Origin of the sequence: Fundicoccus culcitae, assembly GCF_024661895.1 — a bacterium.
Lineage (GTDB): Bacteria > Bacillota > Bacilli > Lactobacillales > Aerococcaceae > Fundicoccus_A > Fundicoccus_A culcitae.
In genome coordinates this window covers 794,337-813,309 of the sequence record NZ_CP102453.1, presented here as the reverse complement: position 1 = coordinate 813,309, position 18,973 = coordinate 794,337, and the positions used below count along the sequence as shown (strand labels likewise).

The following is an 18,973-nucleotide window of genomic DNA, read 5'->3' as shown; positions in this document are numbered from 1 at the left end:
TTTTTATTATAGAAGGAGGTCGGGCGATGTATCATCAGGAAATTCAAAGAGCAGTTGAACAAACAAAAGCCCAAAGAACATTTGTACCATCTATTACGAATATGGTGACGATGCATGCTGTCGCCAATACGCAAATTGCCGTGGGAGGTTCACCGGCGATGTTTTTTCTAGCGGATGAAGGGGTAAGTTTAGCGAACAAATGTGATGCCATGTACATTAATCTGGGAACCTTGACACCACAATATAAAGACCTTGTCCCACAAACCATTTTACAATTGGAAAGGGAAGGGAAAAAGTGGGTGTTAGATCCTGTTGGCTTAGGCAAAGGTCAGTTGCACAATGCCTTGATTGCCTTTATTAAAGAGCATCCCCCAACGATTATTAAAGGGAATGCTTCTGAAATAATTAAGTTAGCACAAATTTGGAAACTCACGGAAGAAAGCAGTCAGTTAACTGGGGTAGATAGCTTGGACGCCGTCGAACAGGCGCTTAAAGCAGCCATTGAATTAGCGATATTTATTCAAAATCCGGTGGTTGTCAGTGGTCCGACTGATTTGATTACGGACGGAAAGACGATGGTGATCTCTTATGGCGGTTCAGCGTGGATGGAGACTATTTCAGGCATGGGGTGTATGCTTGGAGGGGTGATGGCCGTTTATTTGGCTCATTCAAATCCCATGATAGCTGCAATAACCGCTGTGAATGCCTTTAATGTTGCTGGGCAAAAAGCGGAACAAGTTGCTCAAGGTCCAGGAACGTTTCAAGCCCATTTTCTAGATAGTCTCTATCATTTAACGGCAGACGAAATTGCTAGTAATCCCATGAAGGAGGTTAATGATGAAAAACTTTAATTTAAGCCATTATTTGGTGATTGGCCCGGAAAATACCTTAGGGCGGGATGTCCTTACGATTATCCGACAAGCGATTGAAGCCGGTATTACCTTCATTCAAATTCGCTCGAAGATGAGTGAAGCTAAGGAAATTATTGACTTGACCAATGCTACGGCTGATTTGATTCAACAAATGCATCAGCAAGATAAAGTTACGCTAGTAGTCAATGATCGCTTAGATATTGTACTGACCTGTCGTGAAATGGGTTATAAAGTTGACGGTATCCATGTGGGTCAAACCGATATTCCCGTTGAAGTGTGTCGCAAATATTTAGGTGAAGATGCGGTCATTGGTTTATCCGCCTCCAGTAAATACCTCATTGACTATGTAAAGACAGCGGATATTTCCGCCATCGATTACTTTGGTGCCGGACCCCTGCATCCAACCACCACCAAAAAAGATGCGGGTTACTATGACGGACTTGACCAAGACATTACCTTAAGGAGTTTTAGTGAGTTGCAAGAATTAGCCACCGTTAGTCCATTGCCAGTGGTTATTGGTGGGGGCGTGACGGTAAAAGATTTGCCAGAATTATATGCAACGGGTGTTGACGGCTATTTTGTTGTCTCAGCTATCGCAGCGGCAGACAATCCGTATTTAGCCGCGAAAGATTTAGTTGATACGTGGACACAATTAACACAGGAGATGAAATAAATGAAAACAGCATTAACAATCGCGGGATCAGATTCTTCAGGAGGAGCAGGTATCCAAGCGGATTTAAAAACCTTTTTAGCTAATGATGTGTATGGCATGTCGGCTATCACCGCTATTACGGCACAAAATACAAGGGGTGTTCAACAAGCCTTTATCCTTGATGCTGACTTACTGGAAGCACAAATACGATCAGTCTTTGATGACATTCGTCCAGATGCGGTTAAAATAGGTATGGCAGGCAATTCAGATTCCATTAAAGTGATGACGCGCTTACTTAAAGAATACCAAGCCGAAAACATTGTGATTGATCCGGTTATGGTTGCTACATCAGGGGCGAAATTATTTAATAATGAAGATGCGGATATTTATTATCATGAGCTTTTTCCCTTGGCAACCGTTATTACCCCCAATATTTCTGAAGCCGAACAAATTCAAAACACCCAAATAAATACCTCTGAAGACATGCTTGAAGTGGCTAAAGCCATGGCTGAACGTTTTAAAACAGGCGTTTTGGTCAAAGGGGGTCACTTGAAAGACGAAGCAGCTATTGATGTTTTGGCTTATGAAGGGGAAATTTATTGGTATGAGAGTCAACGCATTGATAATCCCAACACCCATGGGACAGGGTGTACCTTATCATCTGCGATTGCAGCCAATTTAGCCAAAGGCTTTGATTTGCCTACAAGTATTGATAAAGCCAAACAGTACTTAACGGGTGCCATTGCCGCACAATTAGACTTAGGGAGAGGTTCGGGCCCATTAGATCATGGTTACCATTTACGATGAAAACACGAAAAATGACGCTCTTAGCTTTGTTTGTAGCCATGTCGTTTGTTTTATCGACGATCCTCGTTTTTCCTAACATGGCTCCAGCCCAACATATGATGAATGTGATTGGGGCCGTATTGTTAGGACCATGGTACAATGCATTAGCAGCCTTTTTATCAGGTGGTTTGCGTATGTTATTGAGTGGACGGACTTTTATTGCAACCAGTGGCTGGGTTGGGGCTTTGTTAGCAGGTTTTGTTTATAAGAGAACGAAAAACTATCTGTTGACCACTTTGGCTGAAATTTTTGGGTCGGGGATTCTGTCGGCGGTGATCTATTATTTTCCAATGGAGTTTATTTTAGGTTTAGACTTACCTCACGCGTTCTATTATATTCCTTTCTTTCTGCCATCGGCTATTTTAGGTGCGATAGCTGGCTATTTCGCTGTAAAGGTATTGAGTAGATGGTCGGTTTTTAGAATTGACCAAAGCTAAAATCATAGAAATTTGAAGTGCTTGCCTTAAAAGTTTGTGATTAAACTTTTAAGGCAAGCACTTTTTTGGTCAATAAATATTGACAATTATATCGGGTGACGATATAATAAATATATCGGAAGGCGATATATCGGATGAAGTAATAAGGAGGAGGTAACAATGAGCAATATTGTCTTAACGGAAGCCCATTATTATATTTTACTCTCGCTCTATCAACCCTTACATGGCTATGGCATCATGCAAAATGTGGAAGCGATGAGTAAAGGTCGAGTAACTTTAGCAGCTGGAACCTTATATGGGGCATTAAACGCCTTGCAAGATAAAGGTTGGATCGTAGCGTTAGATGTTGAAAAGAATAGTCGCAAAAAAGAATATAAAATCACCTCTGAAGGACAAGAGGTCGTTGAACATGAAATTGAACGCTTAAGCGAGTTATATACGAACGGCAAGAAAATCCTAGGAGGTTTAGAAAATGGAAAAGACAGTTTATAAAGTTTTTATGACTTGGGATTATGAAAGAGAAATCACTTGGCTGAATGACATGTCAGCACAAGGTTGGCAACTGAAGAAACCTGGCTTTTTCCGCTATACTTTTGAAAAAGACGAGCCCAATAAATACCAGTATGCCCTCGAATACCTGAATGTCGGTAACGAAAAAATGAAAGATTATTTTACCTTTCTAGAAGAAACGGGTATTGAAATAATGACACAAGTCGGTAACTGGGCGTATTATCGTAAAGTAAATGATGGCAAACCGTTTGAAATTTTCAATGATAATGAGTCTAAAATTGAACACTTCAAACGTATCCTCTCTTTACTCTTAGTCTTTTTAATTTTAGAAGGCTGGCTTGCACTTGATTATTGGTCGATGATTATTAGTGGAGAACGAGAAGGGTTTACGCTTGTTTTTGCCATTTTGTTGACCGTTATTGTCTTTTTATTTTTGTATGGGATAGTTCGTTTGAACTTTAAAATAAACAAACTAAAACAAAAAGAATAGGATAGTGCTTTAGCTCTTTTTCTAGTAAAATAAATATAATTAATAAGCTCAACAGATAAGCGTGTTTTGATGGAACGCGATGTTAATCAACTGCAATGAACGCATCCAGCTGCCACTTAGCAAATTAAGGAAAACCAGAGCGATATTTACTGAAAAGACAATGACAGAATGTGTTTGGCAAGCTCATGAGGGGTGAAGTGTTAGAGGTCCCATTGACAGCGCTTGATATCGACATGGTTTGCATCTTTGAAGGGAATGCCTTCTTCAAGTAACCGTTGTTTTTGTTCGGGAAAGTGTGGTGCCAGACGTCCTGCGTGATTGACAACACGGTGGCAGGGATATTGACCGTAATAATCGGCTTGGCTAAGCACTTTACCGACTAGACGGGCGTTTTTATCTCTGCCAATCAATTTGGCGATTTGACCGTAGGTACTTACTTTGCCAGGGGGGATCTCTTCAACGACGGATAAAATTTCATAAATAAGATCTTCAGTTAACTTTGACGCCATAGACTTAACACTCCTTTTCAATCCATTATAGTATACTTTCAAGGAGAGTGAAAAAATGATACCTCAAGCCTTTAAAGCAAAATTAGTATCGGAAAAGCTTACCGACAGAATTCTCTGGACCTTATTATCTTTTTTAGCTGTCTTTACCCTTGTCACGGTTGTCAGTTATTATATTTTACCGGAAGGAATCCTACGCAGTCGCAACCCTGTTCAAAATTGGGAAACATCTCCTAGTTTACTGTTTTCTACACTGCAAATTTTAAGCTATAATTTAATGTCTGTGGGTTTTATCCTTTTGGGGAATTTATTTGCGTCACGTAAAAACCCGTCTGAAGTTTACTTTCCTTTAGGGTATAGTGTGTTTTTTGTCTTAATCATCATCAATGCCATCACATTAGGAACATGGTCGTTTGCGGTCGAAAGTCCCGCCGTCCCTTTACTAGAACGCTTGCTGGGAATGACAATGATCTTTCAACGCGGTGGCTTATGGGAAATTATGGGGCAGTTATTGATATTATGCGGAACCGCCAAATTCGCCTTAGTTTTGATCGATGGTAAAACCACCCAAACCCGCCATTGGACAACCCTTCAAATAAATACCACTGAAATCGTTGTGGTTGTGCTAGGCCTCGTCTTGATGTTGATAGGTGCCTTTGTTGAGAGTCAAAGTATTATACAAGTGCAAGGTGGAGTTTGAGTTAAGGTTAATCAATAAAGCTAAGTTCATTCTTATGGGGGAATGAACTTAGCTTTTTTGCTTAGTTTAAATAATTTGAGCGTAATTTATAAACAGCACAGGCTAGTTCTAAAACAAAATAATCATTAAGCAGTCTGGGATCTAAACCGGTATGATTTTTTATTTTATTTAACCGGTATTGGACCGTATTTTTATGGATAAATAATTTTTCAGCTGCTTCATTAATACTACCATTGACTTCGGTATAAACATCCATTAAATCCACAATTTCTTCGATTTCACTCGTTTTCAAATTTCCGAAAATTTTATTGAGAAAAATGGCAACTTGTTCTTGACCTAAACTCATCAGTAGTGCTTCGTGTTTTAAATCATTATAAAAAGCATAGTGATGATGTGAAACATTTAGATTCCAATTTAAGGCAATTTCAGCTGTATGTAGGCTATCAACATATCCTTGCTCCAAATTGTTCGTCGTACCAATACCGAAACTCAACTCTACATTAAATTTGTCTTTAAATACTTTATAGATAGTTTGCAGGTTATTGATTATTTGCGAAGAGGATTTTTGATTAGAAATGATTATGATGGATTCCCCGCGTATTTCAAAAACATCTTGACTTTCATTGCCTAATAGAAAATAAATCTCCCTAAATAAATCAGATTGATTTAGCGATAACATTGTTGTTTCGTGGGTTGATTTAGCAATGATACAGGTTCGATATTCAATAAAATTAAAATTATATAATACTTCAATCGAACGTGACTGTTCGGCATTGAACTTTTCGCTAATAATATAATCGATAATATAATGGTAAGAGTTACCACTATTAAAGATTAATTCTTTCGAGATGTTCTCACGAATAAGAATTTCGGTCATTTGTTTAATGATTTCGGCATACTTAATAACTTCTTTATGATCACCGGTGACACCAATAGCTCCTACTACTTCATGATCTAAAGTAATAGCTAGATTAATTCCCTTACGAGCGCCTTCATATTCATTATCATAGTTAATAATAACGACTTCATTTTCCTTCATGGCTGTGATAGCCCCTTCGTGATTCGTTTCTCCAATCCGACTCGCATCGGTACTGGCTAAGATACTTCCGTCAAGGGTAAAAAAGTTAATATCTTGCTGGATAATCTTTTTTATTTCATCCACAATATTTTGCGCCGTGGAAGTTAAAATATTTAATGAACTTAATTTACTCAAAATGAAATCCCTTTCTATAAATACTATCCGGATACGGTTTATAAGATTAATTTATGCAAAAACAAAAAACGCCTAAAATATTTGTTACAGGTAACATTGTTTGTGTATAGGTGAATAAATATACTGTAAGACATAGGGTGCGCTTACATAATTATACACATCTTATTTAAAACCAATGTAAAAGTCAATTATTAATTGGACGGAATTGGTATATGTAATTAATTTAATTAATTCATTATAAGAAGGGTGTATTTTCATTTGGGTCAAGGCATACATTGAATGTAGGAGGGATAATGAAAAATTATTTTCTGTTCAAGTCTATCGATATTAAAAAGGAGTGTAAATAAATGGATGCTGGATTATTGAGTTTTATTGGAATACTGATTGCTTTAGTCGTACTAGTAATTGGATCATATAGAGGATATCCAATTTTATTAATTGGACCTATCGCCTCTTTAATTGTTATTGTTTTTTCTGGTTTACCGATAATTGAAAGTTTTACTGGTGAATATGCTGACTCTTTTGCTGGCTTTGTTAGAAGTAATTTTCTTATTTTCTTACCTGCAACAATCTTAGGAGCGATGATTGGTGATTCTGGCGCTGCTCAATCAATTGCCAATAAAATCTATCAATGGACTTCAAAAATTAAAGGGACTGGGAAAGTAAAAAATTATTGGGTATTGATGGGATTATCAGCTATTACTGCAATCTTATCTTTCGGTGGTGTGAGTGGTTTTGTTGTTATCTTTACTATCGCACCAATTTGTTTAACTATCTTTAAAAAATTGGATATTCCTTGGCATATGATTATTGCAGTTGCTGTTTATGGTGGATCTATGTGGACAGCCATTTTACCTGGATCTCCAGCTATTCAAAATTTAATTCCTATTGAATATTTAGGAACTAACCCTATGTCTGCACCTTGGCTAGGAATTTTGGGTGCGTTAAATTGTATCATATTCGGTGCTTGGTATATTTGGTTTATGTTAGGACGTGCGGAAAAGCAACAAGAAGGTTTTACGCTTACTGGAGCAAAAATGGATGCCAATTCAGCTGATTTAGATATGTCAGCTATCGAACAAGAAACATCTCTAGCGGAATTCATTAGAGCGTTAACCCCTTCCATTTCATTATTAGTATTAATGAATGTTTTCCAAATTTCACCTTTTGTTTCATTAACTCTAGCTTGTGTTGTTTGTTGGGTATTGTATTACAATAAATTCGCTGATTTATCAAAAACATTAAATAGTGGTGCCAATTCAACCATGAAAGCCATTATGAACGTTGCAGCCGTTGTTGGTTTTGGTGGTATTGTGTCGATAGCACCTGGTTTTGATTACTTAGTGGCAAACTTAGATGCAATTCCTGGACCTCCACTCGTTCAATTAGCTTTAGCAACCAATATAGTAGCTGGTATTACCGGATCTGCTTCTGGTGGTGAAGCCATTGCGCTTGAAGTGTTTGCTCCAAGATTTCTTGAAATGGGAATTAACCCACACGTGATTCACCGTTTAGTTAATATCTCTTGTTACGGTTTAGATTCACTGCCACACAATGGTTCAGCCATTAACCGTTTAAATTATACACACTTAACGCATCGAGAAGGTTACTACCATGAATTTTGGTTAGGTGCCATTTTCCCATTCATTAACTCATTTATCGTTGTGTTTTACGCTACGCTAGGTATTGTTTAAAAGTTGCCATTCGATGACGAATAACAAAGAAAGGAATCTATCATGACAAACCAAACTGATAAAATTACTCAAGTTGAAGTCAAATTATTGAAAGTTCCTTTAGCTAAACCGGTTAGTGATGCAAAAGTGATTATGGGAAAACAAACACCTTTAACACATGTATGGCTAACAACTGCAACAATTAAAACTGAAGCTGGATATGAAGGTTATGGTTACGTATATTGCAAACGTAATGGTGGAACGGCTCAATATGCGCTTGCAAAGGAAATGGCCCCTTTATTAATCGGTGAAGACCCTAATGATATTTCACGTTTATGGGATAAATTACTTTGGTCTTGTATTTCAATTGGTAATAGTGGTGTAGCGGTTCAAGGGATTACACCTTTTGACATTGCTTTATGGGATATTAAAGCAAAGAGGGCTAATTTATCTGTATCTAAACTTGTTGGTCAACGGAAAGACCGTGTCCCTTGCTACAATACGACGGGTGGTTTCTTACAAGATAGTATCGAAGAAGTCATTGAACATGCGCATAAAGTTCTCGAAGCTGGTGTTGGTGGCATCAAAATTAAAGTTGGTCAGAAAGACTTTATGCAAGATGTCAAACGTGTTAAAGCACTAAGAAAAGCAATTGGTGATGATGTAGCGATTATGGTTGATGCCAATCAACAATGGGATGTATCAACAGCTCTTAAAGCGGGAAGATACTTAGACGAATTTAACTTAGTTTGGTTAGAGGAACCGGTCAAAGCACATGATTATAAAGGACATGGTCGTTTATCAAGATCTTTAGAAACGCCGATCGCAACGGGCGAAATGTTAACAAGCTTCCGTGAAGGTCTACCATATTTTGAGGAAAGAGCATTTGATGTTTGTCAACTTGATATGCCAAGAATTGGTGGATTGACACCATTCTTAAACGTATTAGAGCGTTGCGATGAAAATGACTTAGTTCTAGCACCACACTATAGCATGGAATTACATTTACCTGTTACTGCCATGTATGGCAATGATGCTTGGGTAGAGCATTTTGAATGGTTTGAACAAGTCGATTTATTTAATGAAAAATCTGTTTTAGATAATGGTTTTATGGTGGTATCTGATCGACTAGGCTTTGGTCTATCATTTAATGAGACTACCGTAACAAAGCTGTTAGAAGATAGTTCTGTAATTAATTAAAATTTCAAAAGGAGAACAAAATGATTCCAAAAATTGTAAAAATGGATGTATATCCAGTAGCTGGTTATGACTCAATGTTATTAAATTTAAGTGGGGCACATGGACCTTACTTTACTCGAAATATCGTCATTTTAGAAGATGATAATGGCAATGTCGGCTGTGGTGAAGTACCAGGTGGCGAAAAAATCACTCAGACTTTAGAAGAGGTTAAAGATTTAGTTGTTGGACGTAGCGTAGGTGAATACAAAAACATTGTTAAAGAAATTGGTGAAAGATACGGAGCATTAGATAGTGGTGGTCGTGGATTACAAACGTTTGATTTAAGAACAACAGTCCATGTTCAAACAGCTGTGGAAACGCCCTTATTAGACTTATTAGGACAACATTTACAAGTTCCAGTGGCTGCTTTATTAGGTGACGGACAAGTCCGTGAAGATGTTCCATTCTTAGGTTATTTATTCTATGTGGCAGATCCAAATAAAACAGATTTACCATATTTACAAAATGATGATAATTCAGACGATTGGGGTAAAATCCGTCGGACAGAAATGTTGACTCCGCAAGCCATTGTTGAACAAGCAAAAGCTGCCGTTAAGCGTTATGGTTTTAAAGATTTAAAACTAAAAGGTGGCGTTCTTGAAGGTAAAGAAGAAATCGAAGCGATTAAAGCTTTAAAAGCTGAATTTCCAAATGCCCGTATTACCTTAGATCCAAACGGGGCATGGTCATTAGATGAAGCCGTTGAATTGTGTAAAGATATGCATGGTACGTTAACGTATGTAGAAGATCCGTGTGGCGCAGAAAATGGTTTTTCAGGTAGAGAAGTTATGTCTGAATTTATTTTAAGAACTGGACTTCCAACAGCAACGAACATGGTTGCTACCGATTGGCGTCAAATGCGTCATTCCATTCACTTAAATAGTGTAACTATTCCATTGGCTGACCCACATTTTTGGACCATGCAAGGTTCTGTAAGAGTTTCCCAACTATGTCATGATTTTGGAATGACTTGGGGTGTTCACTCAAATAACCATTTTGATATTTCGTTAGCGATGGTTGCCCATACGGGTGCCGCAGCTCCTGGAGAAATTAATGCTTGTGATACGCATTATATTTGGCAAGATGGTCAATTTTTAACAAAAAATCCACATAAGATTGAAAATGGAGCCATTCATATTGCGAAAGATTCTGTTGGATTGGGTATTACACCAGATATTGAGGCCATTAAAAAAGCCAATCAACTTTACATTGACAATAATTTAGGTGCACGTGATGATGCGACGGCTATGCAATATTTAATTCCAGGTTGGACATTTAATAATAAGAAACCATCGTTAGTAAGACCATAAATAAGGAGAGGTAAAATGATTGATAAAGAAAGTATCAAAGGGATTATTGTTCCTATAATTTCGCCAGTCGATGACAATGAAGATTTGGACGAAGTAAGATTAAGAAAAATTGTTAATCATGTTATTGAAGATGGTGTTCATGGAATTCTAGCCTTTGGTAGTAACTCTGAGTTTTATATGTTTGAAGATGAAGAAATGTTTCGTGGGATTGATATAATCTTGGAAGAAACCGCTGGTCGGGTACCTGTCTACTTTGGTATTGGCGCTATTCGTACCCGTAAATGTATACAGTTAGCTAAAGAAGCGGCTAAGAGAGATATTGCAGGTATTTCCGTGTTAAGTCCAATGTTCATAAAACCAACGGATGAAGCTTTGTTTAATCACTTCAAAGCCATCGCGGATGCGGTGCCTGATACAGCTATGTTGTTATACAACAACCCGGGACGTTGTGGTTACAATATTCCTAAAGAAATAATTGCGAAATTGGCTATTGAAGTCCCAAATATTCTTGGAATTAAAGATTCAAGTGGCGATATTTCTTTCTTAAGTGAAATTATTCGTTTAACGCGTGAAACAGGCTTTAGAGTTTTATCGGGTAAAGATACAATCATTTTCCCAAGCTTATGCATGGGAGCAGTCGGTAGTGTGGCTTCGACAGCTAATATGTTTGGTCCCTTAGTTAATGGGATTTACAATGAATTTGCAGCAGGAAACTTTGAAAAAGCACGTGATTTACAATATAAATTAAATCCGATTCGTGTATCACAAGATGCTGCCAGTTTCCCAGCGGCAACCAAAGACATGGCGAACATTATGGGTCTGGATGTTGGTAAATCCATTCGACCAACCGAAGGATCTAAGGGTAAGATTTTAGAAAAAATGGAAGAAGAAATGCGACTAGCTGAACTTATCGATTAGGTTTTGTTTTGGGTTTAAAGGGGGTGGTAATTTGGAAGAATATAAAATTGTTCTGGCTATTGATTCATTTAAAGGCAGTGGAACAACTTTTGAGGTAGAGGGATGGGTAGCTGAAGGTATTCAACGCACATTAAAAAATTCAAACATTCTCCAAATACCAATTGCTGATGGTGGTGAAGGAACAGTTAAATCATTAACGACTGCACTTGATGGAACGTTTGTTACAACTACTGTGTTTAATTCGATAGGTGAAGAAGTCGAAGCAGAATATGGATTGCTTGATTCTGAAACGGCTATTATCGAAATGGCTGAAGCGAGCGGTATGGGTTTAGTTGAAAATAATTTGGAAAATGTCTTAAAAGGTAACACCTATGGCGTTGGTCAATTAATTGTCCATGCAATCGAAAAAGGTGTTAAAAAGATATATATTGGGCTGGGTGGTAGTGCCACGAATGATGGTGGCATGGGTATGGCTCAAGCTTTAGGTTATCAATTTATAGATAAAAATGGAAATATCATCGATCATAAACAGACTGGTGCGAGTTCATTAAAAGAAGTAGCTAAAATCGATGCATCTAAGCGTTTAGAAGCCTTAGATGACGTTACAATTATGATTCTATCTGACGTATCCAATCCCTTAGTAGGAAAAAATGGTGCAACTGCCATATATGGACCACAAAAAGGGGTCCCTAAGGATCGGATTGAGGAAATAGATTCATGGATGAAGCAATATGCGGATGTCATTGATGCTTATACTGGAAAGCAAATCTCTGAAATTCCAGGTTCAGGTGCTGCTGGTGGTTTAGGTGCTGGCTTATTGGCTTTCTGTCATACTGAAATCTATCAAGGTATTGACAAAATGTTAGAAATTATCAATTTTGAAGATACGATTAAAGATGCCCATTTAGTTATCACTGGCGAGGGTAGTATTGATGATCAGTCGATTCAAGGCAAAGCACCTATAGGAATTGCAAAAATAGCCAAAAAACTCAATGTTCCCGTTATGGCAATTGTTGGAAGTCGTGAAAATGACTTGACGAAGGTTTATGATGCAGGCTTAGATTTAGTTCTTTCGGTTATCAATCGTCCAATGACATTAGAAGAAGCAATTGAAAACACAGAAGACAATATAATTACTGCTGGTGAAACAGCCATTCGAGCATTTTTATTAGGTAAAAAACGATAAAAGAAAGGTGATATAAATGAAAATTGGATTTGTTGGATTAGGAATTATGGGGAAACCAATGGCAATTAATTTAGTTAAAGCTGGACATGAAGTATTTGGCTATGATTTTAACCAAGCGGCGATTGATGCTTTAGTTGAAGCAGGGGGCCAAGGTGTTTCTAGTGGGCGTGAAGCTGCGGAAAAATCTGAACTCGTTATCATTATGTTACCAAATTCACCACATGTTGAATCAGCGTTATTTAGTGAAAATGGGATTGCAGAAGGATTATCTGAGGGACAAACTGTCGTTGATATGAGTTCCATTTCACCAGTTGCCAGCAAAAAATTTGCAGAACGTTTAGCTGAACAGGGTGTGAACTTCTTGGATGCGCCTGTATCTGGTGGTGAACCCGGCGCAATCGAAGGCTCCATCGCTGTTATGGTAGGTGGCGATAAAGAAGTTTTCGATAAATACTATGATACTTTGATGGTTATGGCGTCTAGCGTGACTTTAGTAGGTGAAGTTGGTGCAGGTAACATTACTAAATTAGCAAACCAAATGATCGTTGCTATCAATATCGCTGCTATTTCTGAAGCGTACAGCCTGGCTAAAAAAGCTGATGTTGACCCATCAAGCGTTTACCAAGCAATTCGTACAGGCTTAGCTGGAAGTAAAGTTATGGAACAAAAATCGCAAAAAATCTTTGATGGTAATTTCGATCCAGGATTCCGAATTGAATTACATATTAAAGACTTACAAAATGCTTTAGATACGTCTAAAGAGTTGAATGTTTCATCACCATTTACTGCATTGTCAATGGAAATTTTACAATCATTGAAAGCCCATGGACATGATAAAGAAGATCACAGTGCCATTGCACGTTACTACGAATTAATTAACAATCAAAAATTACAATAATCATTAAGATTGACATGAATAGGGAGCTCTGTCTCCCTATTTTACTTAAACACAATGTAAACTCTTACATTTTCGGAAGGAGAGAACTCAATGGCTAACGTTCCAAAAGTAAAAGATATGAAAGTTTACCCAGTTGCTGGTCATGATAGTCCCACCTTAACGTTAAGTGGCTGTCATGCCCCGCATTTCACTCGTAATATTGTTGTTTTAGAAGACGATACAGGTGAGTATGGGATAGGTGAAATTCATGGTGGCGAGCATATTACTGACCAATTAAAGCGTTTTACGCAATATGTCATTGGCGAGCCAATCAGTGAATATAGAAAAGTATTAAATAAGATTAAAAATAGACACAGAGTTCACGTGGCCGATGAAGGGGAAGGGCTACAAAAATTAAATATCGCCAACTTAAAATATGTGGTGCAATCTGAGGCTGCCATTGAATGTGCTATGCTCGATTTATTGGGGAAGCATCTGAATCAACCAATGGCTTCATTGTTAGGGGATTTAGGTCAGCAACGCGATGAAGTAGAGTTTCTGGGATATTTATTTTACAGTGCAGATGCTAATAAGATAGACTTGCCCTATGAGAAAGCGCCAGCAGGCGATTTGAATGTTTGGGAAAACTTGCGCCGGACTGAAATGATGACTCCGGAAGCAATTGTCAAACAAGCCAGCGTATTACATGACAAATACGGTTTTACACATTTTAAATTAAAAGGTGGAGCATTAGACCCGAAGATTGAAATTGACACCGTGAAACAATTGAAGGCAGCCTTCCCCCAAGGACGCATCAATATTGATCCCAACGGGGCTTGGACGCTTGAAGAAGCGATTGAACTCACTAAAGATTTAGGGGATGTACTCAGTTATGTGGAAGATCCATGTGGACCTGAAGGAAGTTTATCCAGTCGTGAAATTAACGCCGAATATAAAGCGGCCACTGGATTCCAATTAGCGACAAATATGATTGCAACTAACTGGCGTCAATTTTATCATGCCTTAATGCTACGGTCAGTTGATATCGTTCTGGCTGATCCTCATTTCTGGACCTTAAGTGGGAGTATTCGTATGGCTTATTTGTTAAATGATTTCAATTTAACCTGGGGCTCACACTCGAATAATCATTTTGATATTACTTTAGCCACTTTTGTGCAAGTTGCAGCGGCAGCACCAGGTCATATCACCCCTGTCGATACTCACTGGATTTGGCAAGACGGTGAGTCTTTGTTAAAAAATCCATTAGTGATTAAGGATGGGAAAATTAAGGTGCCTGATAAACCTGGTTTAGGGGTTGAATTAGACTTTGATAAGTTAAACCGGGCACATCAATTGTATTTAGATTCGCCGTTTAGTGATCGGGACGATACGATTGCCATGCAATATCTAATCCCAGGATGGCAGTATGATTCAAAACGCCCGACCATGGTGCGGTAAGGGGATATTTATTTAGAGCATTCTAGTGTAAAAACTAGGATGTTTTTTTATTTAAAAAAGTGGAATTTGACATTTTTTACGTATATATAAGTAGGAGGTGTCAAAATGGAAAAAAATATCGAATTAGTTTTCTTAGAATATAAAGAGAAACGGGGTGTACTCACTGAAACGAATCGCTTAAACAATTTGCAACGTGGCTATGAAGGGGAAAGGGAGTTTGTCAAATGGTACAATGACTATGTTAATTCGGACTGGTTATTTATCGAAGATTATTGGTTTGATTATGAAGGGGTGATGCAAACGGATTTTATCTTAATTTCCCCCAAACAATGGCTGGTGATTGATGTCAAAAATTACGATTGTTTGTTTGAGTATCGAAATGGCAAATGTTATTACAATCAAAAGCCCAGTAAAAAAAATATATTTAACACCATGATTGATCGCACCGATTGCATCCGTAGCATCGCTGAATCCATCTATTACAATGTCAAAGTCGACCCGGTCATGGTCTTCATTAATCCACACGGCAAATTCATCTACGACCAGCTACCTGCGTTACAAATTGTCACCCACAACGACCTGCGTGACTTCATCAAATACCTACCCAACCACACACCCCTTCAAAACTGGCAAACCACTAAAATCCAAAACACCCTCAATAAATACCGCACCGACTACAACGCCAAATTCTCCCGCCTACAACCCCAAGACTTCAGCCGCTTAAACAAAGGCATCTATTGCAATCATTGTGGGAAATTTGAGGTGGAGAGAGGACGCTACTCAGTAAAATGCAAACATTGCCACACTAGCGAGAGCTTAGAGGCTACTATTTGCCGCCATGGGCACGAACTCAATAGCTTGTTTCATGACAATCCAGAATTTCTAACAACTCAGAACGTATTTGAGTTAATGGGACAAGAAATAAGTAAGCGTACGATAAAGAGACATCTAGGAACGAATTTTACTCTAATTCCAAAAAGCCAATTATCATATTATGTTATTAATTCTTAATCAATTTACTTAGCGCGTGCCATCCAAAGTTTTCGAAGGCATGCGGAGAAGGAGCGCGTGCCATCCCAAGTTTTCGAAGGCATGCGGAGAAGGAGCGCGTGCCATCCTGAATTTTCGAAGGCATGCGGAGAAGGAGCGCGTGCCATCCCGAATTTTCGAAGGCATGCGGAGAAGGAGCGCGTGCCATCCCAGGTTTTCGAAGGCATGCGCCCCCCTCTCTTTTCATAATCGCATCCAATATGTCATTATGTTACCTAAATTCGCTAAAGTTGTTCACATAAATCTATTTAGTAAGTTGTCTGAATACGGTATCATTAGAATGAAAGGGGAGATAGGATGCCAATTATAAAAAGTGAGCAACAATTTTACTTACATGCAGACAATCTGACAATGATTATCGAGGAAGCAGATGGCTATTTGTTTCTTAAATACATTGGTCGCCAGGTTAAGCAGTATCATGGATCGAATGCGGTTATCTTAAAAGATCATGCGTTTTCAGGGAATCCCAATCCGCATCAACGCGAGTTTTCGATGGATACGCAAAGGCTGTTGATTGGGCAACATGGCTTAGGTGATTTTCGCCAGCCGAGTATTCGTATTCAGCATACTAATAATGAAACAACGGACTTCCGCTATGAATCTTATGAAATTACGCCCGGTGTCATTACTGCCCAAGGACTCCCTAGTCCATACGCTAGTCCGGAGGAAGCAACGACACTAACTTTGACCTTACGTGATCAAGTCGCTCATTTAATGCTCAAATTGTATTATACGGTTTACGAAAACAGTGCGACCATCACGACATTTACCCAACTAATCAATAGCTCTGCGGAAGACGTGGTGGTGCATCGGCTCCAAAGTGTCATGTTAGATTTACCGACGGATAATTATGATGTGATAACTTTTCAAGGGGCATACGCTCGTGAAAAAACGGTTAGACGACATACTATTGATCAGGGGATATTTATTGTGGGGTCTAATCGAGGGGCTTCAGGGCATGGGCAGACACCAGCGGGGATTATTACGCATCCGACAACGACCGATGATTTTGGCGAGGCGCTATCCATTCAGTTGATGTATAGTGGGAATTTTGAGTTTGGTTGTCAACAGAACCAGCTGAATGAGCTGCGGGTATCGATGGGGATTGCGGCTGATAATTTTATGTGGCAATTAAAGCCACAAGAAAGTTTTGATACGCCCGTTGCCGTGCTTAATTTTAGCTATCAGGGTTTAAACAAGCTGAGTCAAACCAGTCATGTCTTTATTCGCCAACACATAATGCCTGCGAATTTTGCTAACCAAGAAAGACCGATTTTAATTAATAATTGGGAAGCGACTTATTTTGATTTTAACCGGGATAAGTTGCTAGCGATTGCGGATAAGGCGAGTGAGTTAGGGATTGAATTGTTTGTTTTAGATGACGGATGGTTTGGGCAGCGTCACGATGACAATTCCTCATTAGGCGACTGGTATGTGAATGAAGCTAAAATACAAGGGTCTTTGAGTGAGTTAATTGCGCAAATTAAAAGTCGTGGGCTTAAGTTTGGGATTTGGATTGAGCCGGAGATGATTTCAGAAAATAGTGACTTGTACCGTAAACATCCGGACTGGGTCATTCAATTGCCGAACCGCGAACACACCTATTCACGGAATCAACTGGTTTTAAATTATGCGAACCCTGAAGTGGTTGAGTATATGCGATATTTATTTGATGGGTTGTTAATGGATTACGATATTGACTATGTCAAGTGGGATATGAATCGGAATATGACCAACATTGGGAATGGGGCAGATTATACGCAGACCATGATGCAGTCGCACCAATATATGTTAGGTTTGTATGATTTGATGGCCTACTTAACGACTAAGCATCCGGAGGTTTTGTTTGAGAGCTGTTCAGGTGGCGGTGGTCGTAATGATTTAGGTATGATGCGCTATTTCCCACAAGTTTGGGCGAGTGATAATACGGATGCGGTGAGTCGATTGGACATTCAACATGGCAGTAGTTACTTGCATCCAGTGATTTCAATGGGGGCGCATGTTTCGGCAGTGCCTAATCACCAATTGAATCGTGTCACGGATTTGAAAACACGTGGGGATGTTGCTATGATGGGCAATCTTGGCTATGAGTTGGATTTAAATGACTTGTCGCAAGCTGAACAACAGCAAGTGAAAGACCAAGTGACACGCTATAAAACCATTCGATCAATGGTACAATTGGGTCAGCAATACCGCGTGATGCATACGGCCAATGAAACAGCGGTTCAATTTAAATACGGTGATCAAGTTTTATTGACCTATGTCAAAGTGTTGTCGAGCCATGAAGAAATGGAAACTATTGTGAGGTTAAAAGATTTAGAAGAAGAAGCCCTCTATCGGGTGGAAGATAGCAGCGAAGTGTATTCGGGGGCTGAATTAATGTATGCCGGTTTGACGATGGATGTGGCCAAAGGGGACTTTAAATCGATACAAATACTGATGACAAAAGTTAGGGAGGATCATTGATGGATATTTTTGATAAAATGAAATCTGGCGAGATATATAATCCAGGTGAGGCGGATTTGCTGGAAATGCAAGTCAAGGCTAACCAACTGATTTTTGATTACAATCATACGCCGTTAACCGAACGTGGCAAACGTCAAACACTGATTAAGGAAATTTTTGCTTCTGTGGGTGAAAATATCACCATTGAAACACCCTTTCATGCTAATTGGGGCTTGAACACGAGCTTAGGCAGTAACTTTTATGCGAATTTTAATATGACTTTGGTGGATGATGCGGATATTACGATTGGAGATTTGGTGAAGTTTGGACCAAATGTTGTGTTAACGACTGCTAGTCATCCAATTGATCCTGATTTAAGACGTCAGTCGCTACAATTTAATCGACCAATCGTTATTGGAGACAATGTTTGGATTGGTGCCAATGTCGTTGTTTTTGGTGGTGTCAGTATTGGTGAAAATAGTGTTATTGGAGCTGGTAGTGTGGTAACTAAGGATGTTCCGGCAAATGTGGTGGCTTTTGGGAATCCTTGTAAGGTCATTCGTCCCGTTGATGCATAAAAACATAAAAAGG

19 protein-coding genes are annotated in these 18,973 nt (G+C 38.8%); 17 read left to right on the top strand and 2 right to left on the bottom strand.

Annotation, left to right across the window (positions count from 1 at the left end; translation table 11 throughout):
• Positions 1-26 precede the first annotated feature (26 nt).
• The 6 genes from NRE15_RS03770 (at position 27) to NRE15_RS03745 (ending at position 3,807) form a co-directional block, all read left to right on the top strand.
• Positions 27-851 carry a hydroxyethylthiazole kinase gene (locus tag NRE15_RS03770; RefSeq protein ID WP_313794284.1) on the top strand — a complete coding sequence of 275 codons (825 nt, stop codon included), beginning with the start codon at positions 27-29 and terminating at the stop codon, positions 849-851.
• Positions 838-1,545 carry a thiamine phosphate synthase gene (locus tag NRE15_RS03765; protein WP_313794283.1) on the top strand — a complete coding sequence of 236 codons (708 nt, stop codon included), beginning with the start codon at positions 838-840 and terminating at the stop codon, positions 1,543-1,545. The genes NRE15_RS03770 and NRE15_RS03765 overlap by 14 nt, the downstream gene beginning before the upstream one ends.
• On the top strand, positions 1,546-2,331 hold the full coding sequence (gene thiD, locus NRE15_RS03760; RefSeq protein ID WP_313794282.1) for a bifunctional hydroxymethylpyrimidine kinase/phosphomethylpyrimidine kinase: 786 nt from the start codon (positions 1,546-1,548) through the stop codon (positions 2,329-2,331).
• Positions 2,328-2,807 carry an energy coupling factor transporter S component ThiW gene (thiW, locus tag NRE15_RS03755; RefSeq protein ID WP_313794281.1) on the top strand — a complete coding sequence of 160 codons (480 nt, stop codon included), beginning with the start codon at positions 2,328-2,330 and terminating at the stop codon, positions 2,805-2,807. Before thiD ends, thiW begins: the two co-directional genes overlap by 4 nt.
• A 159-nt stretch (positions 2,808-2,966) precedes the next feature.
• A complete protein-coding gene (locus tag NRE15_RS03750; RefSeq protein ID WP_313794280.1) occupies positions 2,967-3,299 on the top strand; it encodes a PadR family transcriptional regulator in 333 nt (110 codons plus the stop codon).
• Complete coding sequence (locus NRE15_RS03745; protein ID WP_313794279.1) at positions 3,280-3,807, top strand: DUF2812 domain-containing protein; 528 nt, start codon at positions 3,280-3,282, stop codon at positions 3,805-3,807. The genes NRE15_RS03750 and NRE15_RS03745 overlap by 20 nt, the downstream gene beginning before the upstream one ends.
• A 200-nt stretch (positions 3,808-4,007) precedes the next feature.
• Here the strand turns inward: NRE15_RS03745 and NRE15_RS03740 are convergent, their stop codons facing one another.
• Positions 4,008-4,316: an MGMT family protein gene (locus tag NRE15_RS03740; RefSeq protein ID WP_313794278.1), complete on the bottom strand. Its 309-nt coding sequence runs from the start codon at positions 4,314-4,316 to the stop codon at positions 4,008-4,010.
• Between the two features lie 55 nt (positions 4,317-4,371).
• Here NRE15_RS03740 and NRE15_RS03735 point away from each other — a divergent pair, with 55 nt between their 5' ends.
• Positions 4,372-5,013, top strand: a complete 642-nt coding sequence (locus NRE15_RS03735) for a hypothetical protein (protein WP_313794277.1) — start codon at positions 4,372-4,374, stop codon at positions 5,011-5,013.
• A 61-nt stretch (positions 5,014-5,074) separates the two neighbouring features.
• On the opposite strand, the gene NRE15_RS03730 is transcribed toward NRE15_RS03735, so the two are convergent.
• Positions 5,075-6,226: a CdaR family transcriptional regulator gene (locus NRE15_RS03730; protein ID WP_313794276.1), complete on the bottom strand. Its 1,152-nt coding sequence runs from the start codon at positions 6,224-6,226 to the stop codon at positions 5,075-5,077.
• A 347-nt stretch (positions 6,227-6,573) separates the two neighbouring features.
• On the opposite strand from NRE15_RS03730, the gene NRE15_RS03725 reads away from it, so the two are divergent.
• The 10 genes from NRE15_RS03725 (at position 6,574) to NRE15_RS03680 (ending at position 18,960) form a co-directional block, all read left to right on the top strand.
• The gene (locus NRE15_RS03725; protein WP_313794275.1) at positions 6,574-7,920 is read left to right on the top strand and encodes a GntP family permease; all 1,347 of its coding nucleotides are present in this window, start codon (positions 6,574-6,576) and stop codon (positions 7,918-7,920) included.
• A 42-nt stretch (positions 7,921-7,962) separates the two neighbouring features.
• Positions 7,963-9,099: an L-talarate/galactarate dehydratase gene (locus NRE15_RS03720; protein ID WP_313794274.1), complete on the top strand. Its 1,137-nt coding sequence runs from the start codon at positions 7,963-7,965 to the stop codon at positions 9,097-9,099.
• 20 nt (positions 9,100-9,119) lie between these two features.
• Complete coding sequence (locus NRE15_RS03715) at positions 9,120-10,448, top strand: enolase C-terminal domain-like protein (protein WP_313794273.1); 1,329 nt, start codon at positions 9,120-9,122, stop codon at positions 10,446-10,448.
• Between the two features lie 15 nt (positions 10,449-10,463).
• A complete protein-coding gene (locus NRE15_RS03710; RefSeq protein ID WP_313794272.1) occupies positions 10,464-11,366 on the top strand; it encodes a dihydrodipicolinate synthase family protein in 903 nt (300 codons plus the stop codon).
• A 31-nt stretch (positions 11,367-11,397) separates the two neighbouring features.
• Positions 11,398-12,552: a glycerate kinase gene (locus tag NRE15_RS03705; RefSeq protein ID WP_313794271.1), complete on the top strand. Its 1,155-nt coding sequence runs from the start codon at positions 11,398-11,400 to the stop codon at positions 12,550-12,552.
• A 16-nt stretch (positions 12,553-12,568) separates the two neighbouring features.
• Entirely contained in the window at positions 12,569-13,450 is an 882-nt protein-coding gene (garR, locus tag NRE15_RS03700; protein WP_313794270.1) for a 2-hydroxy-3-oxopropionate reductase, read from the top strand.
• 90 nt (positions 13,451-13,540) lie between these two features.
• Positions 13,541-14,887, top strand: coding sequence for an enolase C-terminal domain-like protein (locus tag NRE15_RS03695; protein ID WP_313794269.1), 1,347 nt, complete (start codon positions 13,541-13,543; stop codon positions 14,885-14,887).
• Between the two features lie 105 nt (positions 14,888-14,992).
• On the top strand, positions 14,993-15,898 hold the full coding sequence (locus NRE15_RS03690; protein WP_313794268.1) for a nuclease-related domain-containing protein: 906 nt from the start codon (positions 14,993-14,995) through the stop codon (positions 15,896-15,898).
• A 336-nt stretch (positions 15,899-16,234) separates the two neighbouring features.
• On the top strand, positions 16,235-18,403 hold the full coding sequence (locus NRE15_RS03685; protein WP_313794267.1) for an alpha-galactosidase: 2,169 nt from the start codon (positions 16,235-16,237) through the stop codon (positions 18,401-18,403).
• Positions 18,403-18,960, top strand: a complete 558-nt coding sequence (locus NRE15_RS03680) for a sugar O-acetyltransferase (protein WP_313794266.1) — start codon at positions 18,403-18,405, stop codon at positions 18,958-18,960. The genes NRE15_RS03685 and NRE15_RS03680 overlap by 1 nt, the downstream gene beginning before the upstream one ends.
• Positions 18,961-18,973 lie beyond the last annotated feature (13 nt).

Excerpts from the sequence above, each read along its gene's own strand:
- NRE15_RS03770 (WP_313794284.1), top strand. The coding sequence starts at position 27 with ATGTATCATCAGGAAATTCAAAGAGCAGTTGAACAAACAAAAGCCCAA.
- NRE15_RS03765 (WP_313794283.1), top strand. The coding sequence starts at position 838 with ATGAAAAACTTTAATTTAAGCCATTATTTGGTGATTGGCCCGGAAAAT.
- thiD (WP_313794282.1), top strand. The coding sequence starts at position 1,546 with ATGAAAACAGCATTAACAATCGCGGGATCAGATTCTTCAGGAGGAGCA.
- thiW (WP_313794281.1), top strand. The coding sequence starts at position 2,328 with ATGAAAACACGAAAAATGACGCTCTTAGCTTTGTTTGTAGCCATGTCG.
- NRE15_RS03750 (WP_313794280.1), top strand. The coding sequence starts at position 2,967 with ATGAGCAATATTGTCTTAACGGAAGCCCATTATTATATTTTACTCTCG.
- NRE15_RS03745 (WP_313794279.1), top strand. The coding sequence starts at position 3,280 with ATGGAAAAGACAGTTTATAAAGTTTTTATGACTTGGGATTATGAAAGA.
- NRE15_RS03740 (WP_313794278.1), bottom strand. The coding sequence starts at position 4,316 with ATGGCGTCAAAGTTAACTGAAGATCTTATTTATGAAATTTTATCCGTC.
- NRE15_RS03735 (WP_313794277.1), top strand. The coding sequence starts at position 4,372 with ATGATACCTCAAGCCTTTAAAGCAAAATTAGTATCGGAAAAGCTTACC.
- NRE15_RS03725 (WP_313794275.1), top strand. The coding sequence starts at position 6,574 with ATGGATGCTGGATTATTGAGTTTTATTGGAATACTGATTGCTTTAGTC.
- NRE15_RS03720 (WP_313794274.1), top strand. The coding sequence starts at position 7,963 with ATGACAAACCAAACTGATAAAATTACTCAAGTTGAAGTCAAATTATTG.
- NRE15_RS03715 (WP_313794273.1), top strand. The coding sequence starts at position 9,120 with ATGATTCCAAAAATTGTAAAAATGGATGTATATCCAGTAGCTGGTTAT.
- NRE15_RS03710 (WP_313794272.1), top strand. The coding sequence starts at position 10,464 with ATGATTGATAAAGAAAGTATCAAAGGGATTATTGTTCCTATAATTTCG.
- garR (WP_313794270.1), top strand. The coding sequence starts at position 12,569 with ATGAAAATTGGATTTGTTGGATTAGGAATTATGGGGAAACCAATGGCA.
- NRE15_RS03695 (WP_313794269.1), top strand. The coding sequence starts at position 13,541 with ATGGCTAACGTTCCAAAAGTAAAAGATATGAAAGTTTACCCAGTTGCT.
- NRE15_RS03690 (WP_313794268.1), top strand. The coding sequence starts at position 14,993 with ATGGAAAAAAATATCGAATTAGTTTTCTTAGAATATAAAGAGAAACGG.
- NRE15_RS03685 (WP_313794267.1), top strand. The coding sequence starts at position 16,235 with ATGCCAATTATAAAAAGTGAGCAACAATTTTACTTACATGCAGACAAT.
- NRE15_RS03680 (WP_313794266.1), top strand. The coding sequence starts at position 18,403 with ATGGATATTTTTGATAAAATGAAATCTGGCGAGATATATAATCCAGGT.